Origin of the sequence: Paenibacillus agri, assembly GCF_013359945.1 — a bacterium.
Lineage (GTDB): Bacteria > Bacillota > Bacilli > Paenibacillales > Paenibacillaceae > Paenibacillus_AQ > Paenibacillus_AQ agri.
In genome coordinates this window covers 85,033-104,809 of the sequence record NZ_JABWCS010000210.1, presented here as the reverse complement: position 1 = coordinate 104,809, position 19,777 = coordinate 85,033, and the positions used below count along the sequence as shown (strand labels likewise).

The following is a 19,777-nucleotide window of genomic DNA, read 5'->3' as shown; positions in this document are numbered from 1 at the left end:
TGAAAGGCTTAAATATGGAAACGAGGGACCGGATAACAACGACCGAGTTAATCATTATTGTGGTGAACTATGTACTTGCAGCAGGTGTGTTTACCCTTCCTCGGACCACTGTTGAGCGGGCAGGAACCCCTGATGTCTGGATTTCTGTAATCCTTGGAGGGCTACTCTCCATGATTACAGGACTGATTATTGCCAGACTCAGCCAGCGCTTCCCTGGGCAGACCATTTATCAATACAGTGGGAAGATTATCGGTCGTCCGCTGGCAATCCTGCTGGGAGTGGTGCTCATTGGTTACTTTGTGTGTATTGGCAGCTATGAGATGCGTAATGTGCAGGAAGTGACTGTCTTTATTCTGCTGGAAGGAACACCTGGTTGGGCTATTGCCGGTATCTTCATGTGGGTCGCCCTTTATCTATGCAGGGGAGGGATCAATGCGATCTCTCGCATGTGCCGGTTGATGATTCCCATTACCTGGACCGTGTTCTTTGGCGTGAGTCTGCTCAGTCTGCAGGTCTTCGATATCAACAATTTGCGCCCTGTACTGGGGCAGGGCATGAGTCCGGTTTGGCGGTCTATTAAGCCAACGGCCCTGACCTTTACCTCTGGGGAAGCCCTACTCTTTCTGGTTGCTTTTATGGATAAGCCGAAAAAGACGATGAAGGTAGTTGTTTCTGCTACACTAATCGCTATGGTTTTTTACATTGTGGCAGTTGTACTTTGTATCGGAGCCTTTTCTGTAGATGGTGTGGTTACCCGGACATGGCCTTTCATTGACCTTATTCGCAGCTTTGAAGTGAACTATCTGGTGTTCGAGCGTTTCGAATCCTTATGGCTGACCATCTGGATTATGCAGATTTTTTGCACCTTCTGCATTGCCTTCTATGGAGCAGCACTCGGGTTGTCACAATTGACGAAGATCCCTCTGAACCACTGTTTATTTGCCCTGCTTCCCGTTATATATATCGTGACAGAAATTCCTCGTAGTCTGAATGGGCTATTTGCCTTTGGTGCAGGAATTGGCAACTGGTCATTCTTTCTGTTCGGGGTGCTGCCGCTGCCGCTATTAATCATTGCACGTCTTAGGGGGGCACGCTCATGAAGCATTTGTTGAAGCAAGGCAGTAGTCTGAGTCTGCTGATCGTTGCTTGTCTGCTGCTCTCTTCCTGTTGGAGTAGCTCGCCGATTGAGGATGTTAACCTGGAAGCGGGAGTCGCTCTGGATGTCGCGGAAGAAACGGAGACTGAGCAGGATCTTGCGCAGAAAGGCGGAGAATACCCGAAGCGAAATAAAGTTTCCTGTACCTATCAATTTCTCATTCCTCAAGGTGCTATCGGTTCCAAAAAGGAGGGAGCCCAGTCCAAAAACTACTATAATGCTACGCAGACTGGCGATTCTATCTTTGAGGCAGTACGTGAGCTCTCTCTGCGATCCAATCGCCTTCCCATCGGCCATCATTTGAAGACCATTGTCATTGGAGAAGAGCTTGCACGGACAACGAAGCTCTCCGAACTCATTGAATTCTTCAGCAGAGATAACGATATTCGGCCAAGTGTGCTGCTGTTCATCAGTAAAGGCAAGGCGCGAGAGGTCTTTCGCGATTCGCTCCCGGGTCAGACCCCTGCTTTTGTGCTGAATGGAACCTTCAATAACCGGAGGAGGATCACAAGGATATGGGAGCCTGTATCGATGGCGAAGGTGGTAGGTCCGCTGCACGGTCATACCAGCTTTGCCCTGCAAAATGTGGTTGTATCGGGCAAGGAAACCAAGTTTTCGGGAGTAGCGGTTATCAAGGGATCTACCGGAAAGCTCGGCGGTTTCCTGGACGAAGCGGAACTGGATGGATTGGTCTGGCTAACAGGAAAAGGGGAGGGCGGTTCCGTCAAAACCTACAGTTCTGACAATAACAAGCTCGTCACGTATGAGATTACAGGGATGGACAGCAAGATCAAGGCCAGCGTAAATGGAGACAAGATCGCCTTCCACGTCCTCATAGAATCGAAAGGCAGAATTGCCGAGGCTTACTTTGCCGGCGGAGAGAGGCTGGTGGGTGGAACCATACGGAAGGCGAGAGAGACACTGGAGAAGAAGGTGCAGGATATGGTCAAGAACACTGTGCGCAAAATGCAGCATGAACTCCAGGCAGATGTTGCCGGATTCGGTAAGAGTCTGCAGATTCAGCATCCGTCCGTATGGAACAAAGTGAAGACGAACTGGGATACGGTCTTCAGTAGTGTGCCGATTACTTATGAGGTAAAGCTGAATATTGAAGATTATGGGGCCTCAAGCACAACATCGGATTAGGAGGTTTCTTTTCAAAAAAATAGATTGACCCTCACACTGATGTGAGGGTTTATACTATGTGTAGACCATTTCTCATGAACCCGGGGAGAATGCCATGAAAATAGGTGAGCTTGCACGCCAGACAGGTGTTAGTGTCCGTTCATTGCGTTATTATGAAAGTCAGGGCTTAATTGCACCGGTCCGTCAGGCCAACGGTTATCGGGAATATTCGCCGCTTGCTATAGAGACTGTGGAGAGCATCAAATTGTATTTGAATCTTGGATTATCCACGGAGGAGATTGCCGGTTTCCTGAATTGTGTACTGAAGAATAAAGAGTCCTTCTGTGCGGAAGTGATGCCGGTGTACCAAAGTAAACTGGAAGAGATTGAAAAGCAGATCCTGCAATTGAACCAGATCAAGCTGAATCTGGAGCAGCGGATATCTTCGATTCTGGAAGAACAGCATGATCAGGATATCCTTATAGATAAGGAACATGGGAGGGAATAAGTATGGCTATTCTGGAGGTAGAGAAAGCTGATAGTCTGCGGTCAAAACTAAGCGGTGAAGGTGTAGTGCTGGTAGATTACGGAGCACCCTGGTGCCCGCCTTGCAAGGTTTTGCTGCCATTGCTGGAGGAGCTGGACGGAGAGTATAGGGAAGAGGTAACCATCGCCAAGGTCAATTGTGACAATCTGCCGGAGCTGGCTTCGGAAGCTAAAGTGATGGGGCTGCCCACAGTGATTGTCTACAAGGACGGTCAGCCGATGGAAAAGCTGGTCGGTCTTCAGCCAAAAGCTGTCTACCAAGGTGTGTTGAATAAATATAGCGGTGCGAAAGCAAATCATTAAACTAAGTTAGAGGCGTGAAGGGCAGGATGATAACCTGTCTTTCACGCCTTTTTTGGAATACTTGTGCAGAGTTTATTTGCTATCCCCGACAGGAAGTACACGATTATGCTGCAATGCCTCCAGCACCTCTGCCCGCAGTTCACCCGTGAAGGCTTCCCAAGTTTTTTTACCAACATCAAGTTTTTTCCGGCCAATCTCATTCAAGGTCTGTAACCAGATCCGCTTATCGTTGATTTCCCCCAGCTGTGCCTGAACGTCTTTATAGATGCCCTCATCGGCCTGAAACTTCGGGTCCAGTGTAAAAGCGGCCGCTCCGGCCGTGTACCGCAGTTCCTTAGCAGCAATCCGCAGCTTGTGGAGTGTCTCGAAAGCCTCTTCTGATGGAGAAGACAGGTCTTTGAAAAGGCCTTTACAGGCTTGTTTCCTCTGCTCAAAAGCTACCTCTAGCTCACGCATCACCACATTGGCATCTCTTCTTGCGACCATGCTCTCTAATTGCGTACTCAGGAAAACCGCCCATCGCTCGTCCAGGGCAGAATTGGTCAGCTTCGGCAGATCCTGGGCCAGTTGTTCACGGTACTTTTTCCGCGTGTGTTTTTGATGCTTGATGACAGCTGTTAGCAGTTTGACCGTCTTGGGCTTGCCATCGGCCTTGGCCTGCTGTCTTCTTTCCTTGAACGACTGGATTAGCACATCGGCATCCCGGACCTTACCTAGCCGTTTCTGGGCTTTTTTGAATATAGGGTACAGGCCAGAAGAATGCTTCGGATCAAGTATGGCTAACAGAGTCAGGAGCTTGCGACAGTTCACTCTGGCCTGATGGATATCCTCGTCATCAAATTTGCGGAGCGCTTCCTTGCTATAATCTTGAAAGTTGAAATACAGCAGATTCAGCGCGTGCTCCCATTGCTCTGTTTGGCTTGCCGGCCTGCCCTTACGAGCCTGTTCGGCTGTCATGCGGCACCACTCCTGAATGTTATTAGTTGTTTGATATAGTATTACCCAAAAGTCAACTTAATTAGATTCCTAAGGTTGAGTCAGATTCAAGGATTATGTGATTTAAACTCGATGGCTAAGGATAGCGTGATTGAAGGCTCTTTTCAAGCTTCGCGAGGGCAGGCAGATGGGTTACAATGAGATTATGATTACGGCAGAATATAGCATATAACTGCGCTCGGGGGTTATTCATGAACAGGATACCAATGGATAAGAAAACTGAAGGGGAAGGAAGCCCGCTTCCGCCGGTTATGGGGCTGTTTGAGCATTTGCTCGAAGAAGATAATAACGGAGAGGGCCGGTATCCGGCCTCCGCGCTAAGTGGCGATTTGTTGCTCCCGTTCTCCTTTGAAGAGATGTTATGCCGGGATGTGGGCGCGGGCCTGATTCTCCCCTCTTTGCATCTCTGGACCCATCCGGGCGGGGTAGCCCTGGGACTGCGGGACAGCAAGCTGCCTGGGGCTGCCAGGACAATGGACAAGCTGGAGAGCCGTGGCATCCGCACGGCTGTCCGGCATTCTGGCGGCGCGGCCGTACCATTGGACGCCGGAATTGTGAACGTGTCCCTGATCCTGCCCAAAAGCCGCGGCAAGCAGGACTTTCATGACGATTTCCGGCTACTGGCGGCAATAATTACGGAAGCCGTAGCCGTAAGTCATCCTGAGGCAGCGACACAGATTGTGGCGAAGGAGGTCGTAGGCTCCTATTGTCCGGGGGATTTCGACCTCTCCATTGGCGGCCGCAAATTCTGCGGGATTGCCCAGCGCAGACAGAGCCAGGCCTACTTCGTGCATGCCTTTGTCGTAGTCTCCGGCTCGGGACAGGAGCGAGGCGAACTAATTCGCAGCTTCTATGAGGACGCAGCCGCAGGGGAGCACGGCTTATCTTATCCGCAGGTGCGCCCGGAGACCATCGCCGGGCTGGGCGAGCTGGGCGGACCAACGACCACCGCGGCTTTCTGTAGCGGGATCAGAGAGGCCTTGGCTCGCAGGGCGACAGAGCTGATCCCTTCCGGCAGGCTAGAGCGGGAGACGGGATATAAGCTGGAATACACCGACCAGCGTGTTAAAGATACCGCACAAATGCTGCGGGAACGTTATTCTCAGTTGTAGATATGATAAATTACAGAGTACACAGGAAGGGCGTTACGGAGGACTGGTTAGAAACCAGTGCTTGTAACGCCCTTCCTGTATGTATGCAACATGGGTTGCTTTTAAATTTAGACGTATAGATCAGGCCGTCTGTCCGAGAACACCGGGATCTGCGCCCGTACCTCACGCACCTTCTGCCAGTCAATCACACCGCTAACGATCTCCTCACCTTCAGCAGCTTCGCAGACGACTTCACCCCAAGGATCAATGATCATGGAATGTCCTGCAAAGGTATTCGCCGGATCACTTCCGGCCCGGTTGCAGGCAACGACGTAACATTGGTTCTCGATTGCGCGGCTGATCAGCAGCGCCCGCCAGTGGGACAGGCGCGGCAGCGGCCATTCGGCGCTGATGAAGAGTATCTCGGCGCCTTGCACGGTGTGGGCACGAATCCATTCGGGGAAGCGAATATCGTAGCAGATCAGTCCGGCACAGGATGCTCCGTCCAGAGTGAACAAGCCTTTGGCTTCCCCTGGCTGAAGATAGAGATGCTCATCCATCAGCCGGAACAGATGGAGCTTGCTGTATTCCCCGGCCAGCTCACCCTGACGGTTAAAAATGAACATACTATTGGTCACACCGCCGCCGGGATGTCTGTTAGCTACGGAACCTGCCACAATGTTAATGCTGTATTGTTTGGCAAGTGCAGATATAAATTGCTTGGTAGTGCGTCCTTCCGGATCGGCGATCTCTCCAAGCCGGGTCAGGTCATATCCCGTCGTCCACAGCTCGGGGAGAATCAGGCAGTCGGGCTTGTCTTCCGCCGCCGCCCGAATTTTACGTTCTGCCGCAGCATAATTAGCCTCAGGATTACCAAATGCTATATCAAGCTGAATAAGGGCTATCTTCATTCACAGATCCTCCTCCTTAGTTCAAGACTATAGAATTCCCTGTCGATAAAAGCAACCCTATTTTTGGTGTGTGACCTTATTGGTTGACAGGTCAATGAATTATGAGTAATATAATTATCGTCTGATTGATTGTGCACAATTCAATGGAATGGGGAGGTATATTTTGCCTGAACAATACCCCGAGGAAGAGCAGATTTTCGAGCTGCTGCAAAGCCTCAGCAAAGCTATTAGTCCAAAGTTTGAGCGGTTGGTGAACATTAGTCCGACCCGGCTTCGCCTTCTTCATGAGCTGTACGATGGCGATGAGATTAGCCAGTCTTTCTTGCAAAAGGAAGTGGATATAGATGGGGCCGCTGTTACTCGCCACCTGAAAGGGCTGGAGGAGTGCGGCATGATTACTAGGCGCAACAATCCTGAAGATAACAGGGTTACCCTGGTCTCCCTCACAGAGGCAGGACGGGGGAGAATTGCCTCGTTATGCGAAGAAAAGAAGAATTTTATCAGTAACTTATTCAGCAGCATCACACCGGAGGAGCGAACCGCACTTATCGATATGCTGACCCGGATGCAGCAGAATATTAAGCAACTGTAGATCACATCCTATATCAATCAAAGGAGATTCATCACATGAACAATACACAACTTAACGATTTCAAAGCCATTATCACTGGCCGCCGCTCTATTCGCAAGTATGATCCTTCGGTCAAAATCAGCAAGGAAGAGATGACGCAAATTTTGACCGAAGCGACGCTTGCACCGTCTTCAGTCAATTTGCAGCCTTGGCGTTTTCTTGTCATTGAGAGTGAAGAAGGCAAAGCCACCCTGGCGCCGCTGGCTAAATTCAATCAATCCCAGGTGGAGACTTCTGCAGCTGTGATTGCCGTCTTTGGGGATTTGAACAACTTTGATTACGCGGAGGAGATTTTCAGTGCCGCCGTGGAGCGTGGCTTCATGCCAGCAGAAGTAAAAGAAAGACAAATGAGTGTCTTGAGTAACCATTTCCCAACGCTGCCGCGTGAAGTTAAAAAGGATACCGTGCTGATTGATGGCGGACTTGTGTCCATGCAATTGATGCTGGTGGCCCATGCACATGGCTATGACACCAATCCTATCGGTGGTTATGAGAAAGACCAAATTGCTGAAGCCTTCGGACTTGATAAAGAACGTTATGTTCCAGTTATGCTGATCTCTATCGGTAAAGCCGCGGATGCAGGTTATGCTTCGGTTCGTCTGCCTATTGAAAAAGTTGCCCAGTGGAAATAAGAAGGAGCTGACAGAAGATGATTATTATTCATGCAGTTTTTCATGTGAAGCCGGAGCGCCGCGAGCAGTTCCTGACAGAGGTTAAGCCTCTGATTTCCTCATCACAGACAGAAGAAGGCAACCTCTCCTACGAGCTGTACGAGCAATCTGGACAGGACAATGTATTCATCATGGTGGAAACCTGGCGCGATGCAGAGGCCGTAGCGACCCATAATGCCAGTAGTCATTTCACAGGATTTTCCGGTCAGGCGGGCGATTTCCTGTCCGCACCGCTGGATGTTAAGGTCTACAATGCGGAGCAGGTAAAATAAAAGGATTACGAATCAAGGGATGTCCCATGCTGCCAAGGCGGGGACATCTTTTTTCTATGCCAAGAATCCCCTACGTTCCAAGGCTCATGTATAATAATGTTGAATACTTATACGGATGGAGATTATGAAATGAGAATAACAGTGGCCCGGAACGGGCTCAGGAAGAATGAAATTTTCTTCACTTCAGCATACGGGGAAGGCCGGGGGATTTGGCATGGTGCACATGCAACTCCGCTGGAAGAGATCAACGTGGAGTTCGAGCTGACCCAGCTCTTCATGCGATGGATGGATATCGTTCCTGCTGACAAGGGGGTGGCCGGGATTGCCATGGATGGGGACAGGGTTGTCTTTACCGGTGTTCTGGAGGATATCGACGAGGACGGAACGGGCTATCTGCGGCTTGGTGAAAGTGTACTGATGTTCGAGAGCCTGGGCGAACCAATGGCCTTGGGGATCTTTGTTAGTATTTCAGTGAAAGAACCTGGCATTTATCCGATTGTTGTTTAGCTGAAAGAGGGAGATAGAATAAACCACATTTCGGGGCCGGTAGTTTATGACACGATAAGGCTATGCTATGATAGCAATAGATTTCAGAAGTAATGCTATTCGAGGAGAAAATGTCTATGAACTACGAAATTCAGCAATTTAAGACGGAGTTTTTCAAGGCGCTGGCCCATCCGATGCGTATCCGCATTCTGGAGCTTCTGAGTGAAGGTGAGAAGAATGTGAACGAATTGCAAGCCATTCTGGGTTCGGAAGGTTCTGCTGTATCCCAGCAGCTAGCCGTTCTGCGTGCGAAGAATGTAGTCGTCAGTGTGAAGGAAGGCACCTCCGTGATTTACTCTCTTCGTGACCCTCTTATTAAGGATCTTTTGGCTGTAGCGAGGCAAATTTTCGATAACCATCTGGTCAATGCGATCTCCCTTCTGGAAGGCATGCGCGGTGAATAGCAGCAAAGTATACTGAACATTATTTTTGCGTTGACAAGAGCGTCGCGCAGGAGTAATGTTTTTTTATATTCAAATAATCAAATATTCAGATAAAAGAAAAGAAGGTTGGATCATGATAGGATGGGGTCGGTTCGAGGGCTACAGCCTTGCTTCTCTGCGTAAAGATGTCATCTCGGGAATCATTGTCGGTGTTATTGCCATTCCGCTCGGAATGGCTTTTGCTATTGCTTCGGGTGTCAAGCCGGAATATGGGATCTATACCACGATTATAGCGGGAATTCTGATCTCGCTGCTGGGAGGTTCCAAGTTCCAGATTGGCGGTCCGACAGGAGCATTTATTCCCATTTTGTTCGCTATCGGGATGCAGTATGGATATGAGAACCTGCTGATTGCCGGGATGATGGCAGGCGTTATTCTTGTTCTTATGGGAATCCTCCGGCTAGGCGTTCTGATCAAGTTTATTCCGAAGCCGGTAACGATAGGTTTTACGGCAGGCATTGCCGTCATTATCTTCAGCGGGCAGATTGGCAGCTTCCTAGGGCTGCAAGACATGAAGAGGCACGAAGGCTTTGTAGACAACATGAGAGAGATCGGCCAGCACCTCTCGACGGCTAACATGTACAGTATCTTGACTGCAGTCGTATGTCTTGCAGCGGTTCTTCTGACTCTCCACTTTGCTCCGAAGGTTCCGGGCTCTTTGATCGGCCTCCTGTGCGCAACGGTTATGGCTGTTCTTTTTTTCAACGGCAAGGTGGCAACTATCGGCTCGGCGTATGGGGAGATCCCAGGTACATTACCGAGCTTCCACATCCCCCTTATAACCTGGGAGCGCATCAAGTCGCTTATCCGTCCAGCGTTCGTTATCGCCATGCTTGGCGCCATCGAATCGCTGCTATCAGCGGTGGTAGCGGATGGGATGACGGGGGAACGCCATAATAGTAACCGTGAGTTGATTGGACAGGGGATTGCGAATATCGCAGCGCCGCTGTTCGGAGGCATCCCAGCAACAGGGGCAATTGCCAGAACGGCAACCAATATTAAGAATGGCGCCGTCTCTCCTGTGTCGGGTATTGTCCACGGTGTGGTCGTATTTCTGATTCTGCTGCTGCTGGCGCCATATGCTTCAACCATTCCGCTTGCAGCCATGGCTCCGATCCTGATGGTTGTGGCCTGGAACATGAGTGAGCGCAAAGAATTCCTGCATTTGCTGAAGACCAGAACGGGGGACTCCCTCGTTCTGGTCACTACCTTTCTATTGACCGTGTTTGCTGACTTGACCCTCGCCGTAGAGGTGGGGCTGGTGCTGGCTGTGGTTCTCTTCGTGAAGCGGATGGGTGAGGTTCATCGGGTCTCCAAGGTATTACCTGACCCGTCTTCGGTAAAGGTAGAAGCTCATATGGTATCGGAGCACCATGACTGTCCGCAGATCGGCATCTACAATGTGGAAGGGCCGTTGTTTTTTGGCGCAGCATACCGATTTGACAATACCCTGCCGGAACCCGGTGCGGGACAGCCCGGAATTATTCTGCTGCGGATGGGCAAGGTTCCTTTGATGGACACGACAGGAGAAGCGAACCTCGTGACGCTAGTGAAACAGCTTCACGCTTCGGGAGGGACCCTAATGATTTCCGGCATCCAGTCCCAGCCTCTCGAGCTGCTGAAGCGAACCGGACTTTATGATCAGATCGGTGAGGAACAGTTCTACGAACATACAGGAGAAGCCATCAATCAAGCACTTGGGGCGATCGATTATGGCAAATGCGCCGGCTGTCGGCATGCAGCTTTCAGGGAATGCAGCGCATTCTCCCTTCCGATAGAAATTCGGCAGCAGCGGGTAGTCGCCGGACAAATAAAGCGCGGCGGGCTTGAAGTCTGACAGGGAAGAATGTCCCCATTAACATACAAAAAGGACTGTTACAGGCCATGGTGGCTTAGCGAACAGTCCTTTTTGGCATAGACTACTGTGTTACAAATTTGTACAATGTAGGGTAATTGAACGTTTAGAACCCAGAAGATAAGGAGACTGTGCCTTATGAAGGAACTGAATTATTCAAAAGTATTCTTGCTGTTGGCCGGTCTGTCAGTGGCTACGCTAGGGGTATACCGTGTGGTATCGCTTCAGACCGACTCGTTCTATGCTTTTCTGATCTGGAATCTGTTCCTGGCCTGGATTCCCTTTCTGTTCTCAATGGCTGCCCATGAGCTGGATAAGAGGAGGATCGGGGGAATATGGCTGCTTCCGCTGGGAGTGGCCTGGCTGCTGTTTTTCCCGAACGCGCCGTATCTAATGACTGACCTTGTACACTTGACGGCCCAGAAGGGGAGATATATTGTCCACGGAGTGATTCAGAACCGGTACTGGTACGATATGGTCATGCTGCTGCTGTTCACCTGGAGTGGCTGGCTGACAGGGTTCTTCTCGCTATATCAATTTCAGGCCGTGATCTACCGTAAAAGTAATTTGCTACTCTCCTGGATATTCGTCCTGGCGGCCTGTGTGCTGGGTGGATACGGGGTTTTGCTTGGCAGGGTGTACCGGCTCAACAGTTGGGATGTACTTACCGACAGGCACCAGCTTTATCAACTTGTACTTGACAGCTTGAACCGGCAATCCGTCTTTTTCAGCCTGTTCATAGCGCTGGTGCTGCTGGTGATTTATGCAACAATGTATTGTCTGCTGAATGTGCTGGGGAATGGGGAGAGACGGGGGCGCTCTAAAAGCAGGTTTTAGTCGATCCCAAGCTCAGGCTGATATTGGAACTGTTCCAAATCAATTGCGCCCTTTAGGTCGAACAGAATACCTTCATCCTGGAGATAAAGGCGCTGCATCGTACCAGCCTCATCCTCGGTCAAAGCAATCATGCCCTTGGCATTCACTACCCGGTGCCAAGGCAGCTTGTATTTACGGCTCATGGAATGTAGAATGCGGACAACCTGTCTCGCGGCTCTCGGGCTGCCAGCAGCCCGGGCGACTCCGCCATAGGTCATGACCTTGCCCTCGGGAATAGACTGTATAACTTCTATGACCTGTTTGGTGAATGGTGTCATTATCAGAACTCCTTCAATGAAATAATACATAATTAATATTTATTATTTATTATATCTTACTGGATCATATTGCTATGGTCGAGCGGTCGCTGCTGCGGCTTTTTTTTTGTGAAAATCCGGGTGTGGCTGTTCTATGAAAGTATAATTTTGGTGCATAGGATAAAGAGCCTCAGGGGATAATTTCAACAAAAGCACTGACAGGAGTGACTGGCGTGAAGAGCTCGAAATCCGATGACAACCGTAACTCAGCGTTGCCCCATTCTTCGACTACTGCTGTGTCCGAACAGGAACTAGGCCAGTCGCTCGACGAGACATTGGCTCGGCTGCGGCAGATATTCAGCAATGACGGAACCCTCCGTATCAGAGTGATGGAGAACAAGCAATTTGGAAGAGTCCGATTCGGACTTGTATATATTGACGGTATGATTGACCGGGAACTGATTCAGGATGGAATTATCAGACCCGTAACAGAAGCGCTTTTTACTGGGGCTGAGCATTATAGTCCGGAGCATCTGATGGAGAATATCCGAACACAGGTTATACAGATCAGTGATGTAGTTGTTGCATTGAAGCTGGATGAGCTAATTAGTGCAATTGTAGCAGGCAAGACGCTTTTTCTGTTGGATGGTTGTGCAGGTGCACTTAATATTAACGCTCAAGGGTGGGAGACCCGGGCGATTACCGAGCCGCTGACGGAGAAGGGGGTAAGGGGGCCGCGGGAAGGCTTTACAGAGTCGCTGCTGGTGAACCTGACACTGATTCGAAGAAGGGTGCAGAATGCGGATTTGAAATTTATATTTTGTGAGATCGGAACACGCTCCAAAACACAGACCTGTCTCTGCTATATGGAAAGTCTGGCTTCGCCAGATATTCTTAAGGAGCTTCAAGAGAGGCTTGCCCGTGTAGAGATTGACCATATCCTGGACACAGGCTATCTCGCAGAGTTAATCAGGGATGAGCCGTATTCTCCATTCGAGATGCTTGGCAGCACCGAACGCCCGGATGCCGTAGTCAGCAAAATTATGGAGGGACGGTTCGCGATAATGATAGAGGGCAGCCCGTTCGCCCTGACCCTGCCCTATGTATTTGTAGAGAACTTTCAGGCAAGTGAGGATTATTATCTCAATTATTATTTCACCTCGTTTAACCGGATTCTGCGGATATTGGGTGCTTTTATGTCCATCAGTATCCCGGCAGTATATGTAGCTTTGGTTACGTTCAGTCAGGAGATGCTGCCCACACAATTGCTTCTTAGTATTGCTACTGCACGATTGTCCGTTCCTTTTCCCAGCATTGTTGAGGCGCTGATTATGTTGACGATATTCGAGATTCTGCGTGAGGCAGGAGCCAGAATTCCCACTTCCATTGGACAGGCAGTCAGCATTGTAGGAGCGCTGGTGCTGGGTCAGGCAGCGGTAGATGCCCGAATTGTGAGTGCACCGATGGTTATTGTAGTGGGTCTGACCGGCATAACGACACTATTGAATCCCAGGCTCACCGGGCCGCTAATCGTGGTCAGAGTAGTGCTGCTGCTGATGTCCTTTTTTCTGGGGATCTACGGTTATTTCTTTGGGTTACTTGGTCTTGTGATCCACCTAATGAGCATGCGTTCCTTCGGAGTGTCCTATATGCTCGGGGTAGGCTCGATCCGGGCGCAAGACATTAAAGATACCATTATTCGGGCGCCGTGGTGGGATATGTACCTGCGTCCGGCTATGATCGGGGCACGTAATATGCGCAGAAAGCCAATGGACAAAAAAGGAAAAAGGTCATGATCAGACTTGGACGTGTGCTGTTTATTCTGTTGTCGCTCTTGCCTCTTCTCAGTCTCTTCGGCTGCTGGAACTACAAGGAAGTGGATGACATGTCTATCGTTGCGGGCGTAGCTCTGGACAAGGATGAGAAGAGCGGAAAACTGCTGCTTACAGTAGAGATGGTGGACACAAAGGGCGGACTTCAACAGACACAGGCAGGTTTCAAAATTCTTACGCTTGCCGGAGATACGATGTTCGACATTGTCAGGAATATGATCAGCATGACTGGTAAAAAGCTGTTCTGGAGCCATGCCAAGGTCATTATTCTCAGTGAGGAGATTGCCCGGGAAGGGATGGTCAAGGTGATTGACTGGTACAGCAGAGATACGGGAACAAGGTCTGATGTATACATATTCGTCTCGAAAGAGAAGACAGCCCGGGAAATTTTGATGATGAATAGTACCTCGGAATCGATCATGTCGTTCGAGCTTGCGCAGATGATGCTGGATGAGCGAAACAGCAGTACAGCTCCAGTAGTTGAAATTTGGGACTTCATCGACAAGTTGGAGTCCTCCGGGAAAAGTGCGATGGCACCGCTCATCTATGTTCACAGGGCGGATGGGCGGGGAAATGAGCGAGTCAGCGGAACAGCTGTGTTTTCCAAGGACAAGATGGTAGGCATGCTTAGTGGAACGGAGAGCAAATACATGCTGTTTGCCCAGGACAAGGTGAAGGGTGGTGTTCTCCCGGTAGATGCCGGTGATGGACATCCGGTTTACTCTCTTGAGATTCAGTCCAGCAGAACGAAGGTCCGCCCCTCCTGGATTCATGACAAACTGCAGATACAGGTCGACATGGAGACCCAAATGAATTTGGATGAAGTGATGACTTCAAATGGATTCACCCATTTTGACGCCAAGAAAGCTATTGAAGAACGTGCGGAGGAGATCCTGCAGGAGAACATTACGAATCTAATTCACAAAGTTCAGAAAGAATATCATGCCGATGTGTTTGGTTTCGGGGAGAAAATCCATGAGAATATGCCTTCCACCTGGAAAAAGATAAATAAGGATTGGAGCAATGAATTCAGTAAGCTTGCGGTCGTTGTCCGGTCTCAGGTTACCATCAACAGCAGCGCCAAAACTACAAGATCTATAAAGATAGGGGATTAATATGGGGGCCTTTGTTGTATTAGCGTATGCGGTTATTGTGCTACTCGATCCATATGGACTCTTGAAGCGGGGGATGAAACGTGATTTCTATGTGTGCTCTGCCTTATGTCTGGTATCCTTCTGCATTGCGTTTGCGCTGTCCATGCACTGGAAGGTTCCTAGTCCTTCCCCGGTAATTGTGAACTTGGTCAGTCATTTTTATTAATTGAATTGCCGGGAAAAAGGAGGGGGGCGATAGGTATGAATAAAGAGATTTTGCCGTCAGGACAGTCTATCAGTATCGCGGTTCTGTTTATTATCGGCAGCTCATTATTTATGGGGGTGACGGGGAGATCGGGTAACAGTGCCTGGATTTCCCTGTTGATCGCTATGAGCCTATCAGTCCCTCTAATGTTTGTGTATGCAAGGCTCCATGTTCTTTTTCCGGGTAAGAATCTGTTCGACATGCTGATTGCCATGTTTGGCGGCATTGCCGGGCGAATTATTTCCTGTACATATATATGGTATGCTCTGCATTTGGGAGCGCTGGTGCTGCGGAATTTTGGCGAATTCAGTGAGACGGTGGCCCTGACAGAAACTCCGATGATTGCACCGATGCTCTGTATCGGACTACTGTGCGTCTGGACGGTTTATTCGGGGATTGAGGTGTTGGGACGAAGTGCCAAGTTTCTGCTGCTATTTACAATTATGATCCTTTTTCTTCTGCAAATTCTGGCCATACCTAAATTCGAATATCACCATCTGAAGCCTGTCCTTGATTCAGGTTGGGGTCCAATCCTGGCCGATGCTATGGGCCTGTTCACGTTTCCGTTCGGTGAGATTGTGATTTTTCTCGGTGTATTGCGGGCACTGCCGGGAAAGGGTTCGGCGAAAAAAGTGTTTTTCAGCGGACTGCTCATGGGCGGAGGAGTTATCATGGTGGTCATCTTCCGTAATCTTCTGATACTGGGTCCGGATATTTTATCCAGCCTGTATTTTCCGGCTTACGTGGCGGTCAGCCGAATCAATGTGGGTGATTTCCTGACCCGGATCGAGGGCTCCTCAGCGATTCTCTTTGTCACGGCGCTGTATATCAAAGTGAGTCTGTGCCTTTATGTAGCCAGTATAGGCGTTGCCAAAGTGTTCAAGCTGAAGAGCTATCGGTCTGTTGTGCTGCAATTGGGACTTCTTATGGTCTATCTGGCTGATTTCATCTATCAGGATATTATGCAGATGCAGAATTTTGCCTACCATACTTATAAAATATACGCTCTCCCGTTTCAGGTTTTCTTTCCCCTTCTATTATGGATTGTTGCTGAGATCGTCGCCAGTAAAGGCAAGCAGAAGGAATCAGCACCATAGTAAAAGAACTCAGCATAGGAGTAGTAAGGAAGGTGAATAGCGACCACAGGATCACCCCACTTCCTTTGGTTTTGACGAATCGCAAATAGTGAACAACAGTATAGAGAGCGTTGACTTTGGTCATGTTCGATTGAAAAAGAGGATGCTTTTTTCGTATTTCCAATGTTTATGTAAAATAGCTATACTTATAGACAAGTATGATGTGAAAGATTTCTATACAGTGGAAAGGAGTCTTTATATATTGAATACATATATTCTTATCTATGACAGCTACGTGCAGTTTGAGATTGTGCTGGCTGCTTATTTTATGAAAACGCAAGGTGAGGTTTACACGTTAGGTCTCGGGTCTTCACCAGTGAATTCCTGCGAGGGCTTCTCCGTGAATCCGGCAAAGACGCTTCAAGAGGTAAACGTCCAAGATATTGCTCTTCTGATTATCCCTGGTGGCGAGACAGAGGAGATTGTCAAAGAGGAAACCTTACTTAAACTGCTCCGTGATCTGGACGCGGCCGGGAAGGCCATTGGCGGCATTTGCGGTGGTGTATCGGTACTCAAGGCCGCAGGCATTTTGAACAACAGGTCATTTGTTACGAATGCTGGTGTGGAAGAGGAAAACTCTGGAGCGACTTCGGGAGCGAATGTAATGGTAGATCGGAATATAGTGACAGCCCTGCCTAATGGATATGTGGATTTTGCCCTTGAACTGGGTAAGCTCATGAACATCTACAAGGATAAGGCGGATTATCAGGAGACGATAGATTTCTTCAAATATTTCAAAACCGTGTGAGCGTATTGCTGACAGGAGGGAGCGTCATCTATGAGTGTTAACAGCGTTGTAATGCCCTCATATTGGGGCAGGGAGGTACGGCACAAGCATATTACGCGAGGGTCTAAGGTACTGGCGGTTATTTTTCCCGGCAAAAATTATTCGGCAGAACGCCCGCTGCTGGAATATGCCGCCAAGGTAGCTGCGGAGTATAACTGTGACATCCTTCAGCTCGAATATGGCTATCAGAGCGCCAGAGTAGAGATGAAGCGGGAGGATATTGGCATCATTGTGGAAGAGTGTACGAATGCCATCACCTCTGTGCCTAAGTATGAGAAGATATTGTTCATCAGCAAAAGTATTGGTACGGTCATTGCCGGCAAAACCGCCGCTACTCTGAAGGCCAGCCAACAGATTGAGCATCTGTATCTAACCCCGATCCCGGATGCACTGCCATTAATTGAACAAAGCCGGGGGAGTGTGATCTACGGCAGCGCCGATCCATTGTTCAGTGAGCCGCATTCCCGTGAACTGGCCGGACTGCGTAATATTAAGGTATACCGGATTGACGATGCCAATCACTCTCTGGAAGTTGGGAACGTCAAAGAGTCATTGGCCATACTTATTGTCATTATTAATATGTATCATGAATTTTTCCAGCGTTGTCTAAAGCAGTAATCCATAGTCACGTGCTGAACCATTCGGAAATGGGGGAAACGGCATGAAGGGAAAGCTGGTTGGAGAGGGCAGAACAGCGGAGATTTGGGAGTATGGGGATCGTAAGGTGCTGAAATTGTACCGGGAAGGGATTCCGGCAGATCAGGTAACGAAGGAATATAGTATCAGCGTGTACGCACATACCCTAGGGATTCGGACTCCACAGCCCATAGAGCTGGCAGAGGTCGAGGGGCGGAGCGGCATTGTGTTTCAGCAGATTGAGGGTTCGTCAGTATTGACCTTGCTTGGCAAAAGTCCATGGAAGGTTGGTCAATATGCCCGCAAGCTGGCAAAGCTGCATTATGATCTACATACGCTAGATGCAGGTGAAGACCTCGGAGTGCAAAAGGAGAGGCTGAAGTGGAGCATACACGAAGCACCCCTGCTAAATGAATCGGAGAAACAAGCCATTCTCTCCTATCTGGATACTCTTCCGGTGGGCGGCAAGCTGTGTCATGGCGATTTTCACCCGGATAATATACTTATGGATGGGCAGGTATGGATTATCGATTGGATGACCGGTCTTGCTGGAGATCCAGCCGGAGATGCTGCAAGGTCTGTTGTCATGTTCAGCATGGGGGTAGTGCCTGAGGGGACACCCGCCATTGCCAAATTGGTGATCGGCTTTATAAGAAAACGCCTGACAAAGGATTATTTACGGGAATATCTGAAGCTCTCGGGGCAAACTAGAGAAGAGATCGAGCGCTGGATTCTTCCAGTCGCCGCAGCTCGGTTAACAGAGTGGCTTCCAGTGGCTGAGAAAGAGCAGCTGGTCCGGGAGATTCGTAAACGTCTGGCAACGCTCACCGCTGGTTAACTTCAAATTCAGTAAGGAAGTGTACGAGATGCCAATCTATATTGCGTTGCTCCGGGGGATTAATGTCGGGGGTAACAAAATCATTAAGATGCAGGATTTGAAGGCGATGTTCCAATCCCTAGGCTATGAGAATGTCAGGACGTATATTCAGAGCGGCAACGTTGTTTTCGAGAGCAGCGAAACGTCATATAGTGCAGTGGGCGAAGCGATTGAGCGGCAGATCGAGAGTGTATTTGGCTTTGAGGTCTCCGTCATTATACGGACACAGGAGGAATTGGAGCGGGTTATCACAGATAACCCGTTTGATCTGAGCGAGCCGGAGGACTTCAAGCGGCTGTACGTTTCTTTTCTGGCAGCGGAGCCTTCGGCGGAGGCGCTTGAGAAGCTGCTTCCTTATGAAGATGGCCCAGACAAAATCCGTTTTATCGGCAGGGAGATGTACACATTGTATGAGATCAGTGTGAGCAAGTCGGCGCTTTTTAAAGTCCCTGTGGATAAAATCCTTGGCATGCCTCTCACGGCACGCAACTGGAGTACAGTCAACAAGCTGGCTGCTCTGTGTAGGGCTTGAGATGTTTTAAATAGAATTTCAAGAAAAATTGTTCCCCTCTCTGAGAATGAATCATTAACATTGGTCGTGGATCCAAATTGAATGTTAGCCAAGGAAAATACTATATCGAGCGCATTTAAAATAACAAACATAGCCAAGAAAAAAGAAGGTTTATATAAGAAGTGTAATTAACGGCATTTTCGTACCTTAAATCCTCTTTTGCTAAGGGTTCGTGGAGATTAAGTGCAATATTGTACCTTAAATCTTCCAGAATACCCCGTCTGGCGTGCTTTTTCGGAAAATAAGATACAATAATGCCCTTATTTCCTTGTTTTGCCCAAATAAAAGAAAAATAAGGTACAAAAATGCCGTTAGTTAGGGAGGTGCCCCCTCTTTTTCATTGTTAAGACGATGGAAGGTGAAGGGGATACACTGCTTCTAGTGGTTGAAATCTGTTGACAGTATATGTTCTGGTACTAGCTTACCTATGGAAAGCTTGCAGGCGGGTGCTATGCGCCTTATTGTGCTGGAATTGTTCAAACAGAATTTGCGACAGTTTTTATGAGAAGCTTGCAGGCGGGCGCTATGCGCCTACAGTTCCAAACTTACCTCTTGGCTAATCTTCGCTTTTTGTTAATTTCTTTTGCTTGGCTTATAGAGGAATAAAAATATTAGAAGGAAGCTCCGCTCGCCCGGAAAAGGGCAGTGGGGCTTTTTGCGTTGTGCGATTAACGACTGAAACGACTGAAACGACTGAAACGACTGAAACCATTGCAACTATTGCAGTCATTGCAGTATGTAACCAATGTATTCGTTCAGATATTGCCACCATTGCAACGTCCCTGAAAATGTTATTCAGCAAACATTCAGCGGGCACTCATTGTCCATTAAGGTACGGATGCGATACTACATCTGCGGAACAAGGATTATCGAAACGAAGTAGAGGCATACCGCAAGATA

At 48.9% G+C, this 19,777-nt stretch carries 23 protein-coding genes; 20 read left to right on the top strand and 3 right to left on the bottom strand.

Translation table 11 applies throughout. The annotated features are described in order from the left end of the window. The first annotated feature begins 14 nt into the window (after positions 1-14). From HPT30_RS15210 to HPT30_RS15195, 4 genes are all read left to right on the top strand, one after another. A complete protein-coding gene (locus tag HPT30_RS15210) occupies positions 15-1,100 on the top strand; it encodes a GerAB/ArcD/ProY family transporter (RefSeq protein WP_175372199.1) in 1,086 nt (361 codons plus the stop codon). Next, entirely contained in the window at positions 1,097-2,302 is a 1,206-nt protein-coding gene (locus tag HPT30_RS15205) for a Ger(x)C family spore germination protein (protein ID WP_175372198.1), read from the top strand. The genes HPT30_RS15210 and HPT30_RS15205 overlap by 4 nt, the downstream gene beginning before the upstream one ends. A 94-nt stretch (positions 2,303-2,396) precedes the next feature. Next, entirely contained in the window at positions 2,397-2,789 is a 393-nt protein-coding gene (locus tag HPT30_RS15200; protein ID WP_175372197.1) for a MerR family transcriptional regulator, read from the top strand. Positions 2,790-2,791: 2 nt separating this feature from the next. Continuing rightward, positions 2,792-3,130 (top strand): thioredoxin family protein, encoded by a 339-nt coding sequence (locus HPT30_RS15195; RefSeq protein WP_175372196.1) that lies wholly within the window; start codon positions 2,792-2,794, stop codon positions 3,128-3,130. A 72-nt stretch (positions 3,131-3,202) separates the two neighbouring features. Here the strand turns inward: HPT30_RS15195 and HPT30_RS15190 are convergent, their stop codons facing one another. Continuing rightward, complete coding sequence (locus HPT30_RS15190) at positions 3,203-4,087, bottom strand: CHAD domain-containing protein (protein WP_175372195.1); 885 nt, start codon at positions 4,085-4,087, stop codon at positions 3,203-3,205. 230 nt (positions 4,088-4,317) lie between these two features. Here HPT30_RS15190 and HPT30_RS15185 point away from each other — a divergent pair, with 230 nt between their 5' ends. Beyond that, entirely contained in the window at positions 4,318-5,238 is a 921-nt protein-coding gene (locus HPT30_RS15185) for a lipoate--protein ligase family protein (protein ID WP_175372194.1), read from the top strand. A gap of 107 nt (positions 5,239-5,345) precedes the next feature. On the opposite strand, the gene HPT30_RS15180 is transcribed toward HPT30_RS15185, so the two are convergent. Beyond that, complete coding sequence (locus HPT30_RS15180; protein WP_175372193.1) at positions 5,346-6,128, bottom strand: carbon-nitrogen family hydrolase; 783 nt, start codon at positions 6,126-6,128, stop codon at positions 5,346-5,348. A 148-nt stretch (positions 6,129-6,276) separates the two neighbouring features. Between HPT30_RS15180 and HPT30_RS15175 the strand changes: the two genes are divergently transcribed. From HPT30_RS15175 to HPT30_RS15145, 7 genes are all read left to right on the top strand, one after another. Continuing rightward, complete coding sequence (locus HPT30_RS15175; protein WP_175372192.1) at positions 6,277-6,720, top strand: MarR family winged helix-turn-helix transcriptional regulator; 444 nt, start codon at positions 6,277-6,279, stop codon at positions 6,718-6,720. A gap of 35 nt (positions 6,721-6,755) precedes the next feature. After that, positions 6,756-7,391 carry a nitroreductase family protein gene (locus HPT30_RS15170; protein ID WP_175372191.1) on the top strand — a complete coding sequence of 212 codons (636 nt, stop codon included), beginning with the start codon at positions 6,756-6,758 and terminating at the stop codon, positions 7,389-7,391. Between the two features lie 17 nt (positions 7,392-7,408). Further along, the gene (locus tag HPT30_RS15165) at positions 7,409-7,702 is read left to right on the top strand and encodes a putative quinol monooxygenase (RefSeq protein WP_175372190.1); all 294 of its coding nucleotides are present in this window, start codon (positions 7,409-7,411) and stop codon (positions 7,700-7,702) included. Positions 7,703-7,831: 129 nt separating this feature from the next. Continuing rightward, on the top strand, positions 7,832-8,209 hold the full coding sequence (locus HPT30_RS15160) for a hypothetical protein (RefSeq protein WP_175372189.1): 378 nt from the start codon (positions 7,832-7,834) through the stop codon (positions 8,207-8,209). A gap of 116 nt (positions 8,210-8,325) precedes the next feature. Further along, positions 8,326-8,652: an ArsR/SmtB family transcription factor gene (locus tag HPT30_RS15155; protein WP_175372188.1), complete on the top strand. Its 327-nt coding sequence runs from the start codon at positions 8,326-8,328 to the stop codon at positions 8,650-8,652. Between the two features lie 112 nt (positions 8,653-8,764). After that, the gene (locus HPT30_RS15150) at positions 8,765-10,528 is read left to right on the top strand and encodes a SulP family inorganic anion transporter (protein WP_175372187.1); all 1,764 of its coding nucleotides are present in this window, start codon (positions 8,765-8,767) and stop codon (positions 10,526-10,528) included. Positions 10,529-10,684: 156 nt separating this feature from the next. Beyond that, on the top strand, positions 10,685-11,383 hold the full coding sequence (locus HPT30_RS15145; protein ID WP_175372186.1) for a DUF1361 domain-containing protein: 699 nt from the start codon (positions 10,685-10,687) through the stop codon (positions 11,381-11,383). Here HPT30_RS15145 and HPT30_RS15140 read toward each other — a convergent pair. Then, positions 11,380-11,700 carry an MGMT family protein gene (locus HPT30_RS15140; protein ID WP_175372185.1) on the bottom strand — a complete coding sequence of 107 codons (321 nt, stop codon included), beginning with the start codon at positions 11,698-11,700 and terminating at the stop codon, positions 11,380-11,382. The two genes, HPT30_RS15145 and HPT30_RS15140, sit on opposite strands and share 4 nt — an antisense overlap. Before the next feature lie 212 nt (positions 11,701-11,912). Here HPT30_RS15140 and HPT30_RS15135 point away from each other — a divergent pair, with 212 nt between their 5' ends. From HPT30_RS15135 to HPT30_RS15100, 8 genes are all read left to right on the top strand, one after another. Then, entirely contained in the window at positions 11,913-13,475 is a 1,563-nt protein-coding gene (locus HPT30_RS15135; RefSeq protein WP_217622393.1) for a spore germination protein, read from the top strand. Beyond that, positions 13,472-14,626, top strand: a complete 1,155-nt coding sequence (locus HPT30_RS15130; RefSeq protein ID WP_175372184.1) for a Ger(x)C family spore germination protein — start codon at positions 13,472-13,474, stop codon at positions 14,624-14,626. The genes HPT30_RS15135 and HPT30_RS15130 overlap by 4 nt, the downstream gene beginning before the upstream one ends. Position 14,627: 1 nt before the next feature. After that, complete coding sequence (locus HPT30_RS15125; RefSeq protein WP_175372183.1) at positions 14,628-14,831, top strand: hypothetical protein; 204 nt, start codon at positions 14,628-14,630, stop codon at positions 14,829-14,831. 35 nt (positions 14,832-14,866) lie between these two features. Continuing rightward, the gene (locus HPT30_RS15120; RefSeq protein WP_175372182.1) at positions 14,867-15,967 is read left to right on the top strand and encodes a GerAB/ArcD/ProY family transporter; all 1,101 of its coding nucleotides are present in this window, start codon (positions 14,867-14,869) and stop codon (positions 15,965-15,967) included. A 241-nt stretch (positions 15,968-16,208) separates the two neighbouring features. Next, positions 16,209-16,754: a DJ-1/PfpI family protein gene (locus tag HPT30_RS15115; RefSeq protein ID WP_175372181.1), complete on the top strand. Its 546-nt coding sequence runs from the start codon at positions 16,209-16,211 to the stop codon at positions 16,752-16,754. A 30-nt stretch (positions 16,755-16,784) separates the two neighbouring features. Further along, complete coding sequence (locus tag HPT30_RS15110) at positions 16,785-17,411, top strand: alpha/beta hydrolase (RefSeq protein ID WP_175372180.1); 627 nt, start codon at positions 16,785-16,787, stop codon at positions 17,409-17,411. A gap of 43 nt (positions 17,412-17,454) precedes the next feature. Continuing rightward, positions 17,455-18,267, top strand: coding sequence for a phosphotransferase family protein (locus HPT30_RS15105; RefSeq protein ID WP_175372179.1), 813 nt, complete (start codon positions 17,455-17,457; stop codon positions 18,265-18,267). A gap of 28 nt (positions 18,268-18,295) precedes the next feature. Then, positions 18,296-18,838, top strand: a complete 543-nt coding sequence (locus HPT30_RS15100) for a DUF1697 domain-containing protein (RefSeq protein ID WP_175372178.1) — start codon at positions 18,296-18,298, stop codon at positions 18,836-18,838. The last annotated feature ends 939 nt before the right edge of the window (positions 18,839-19,777 follow it).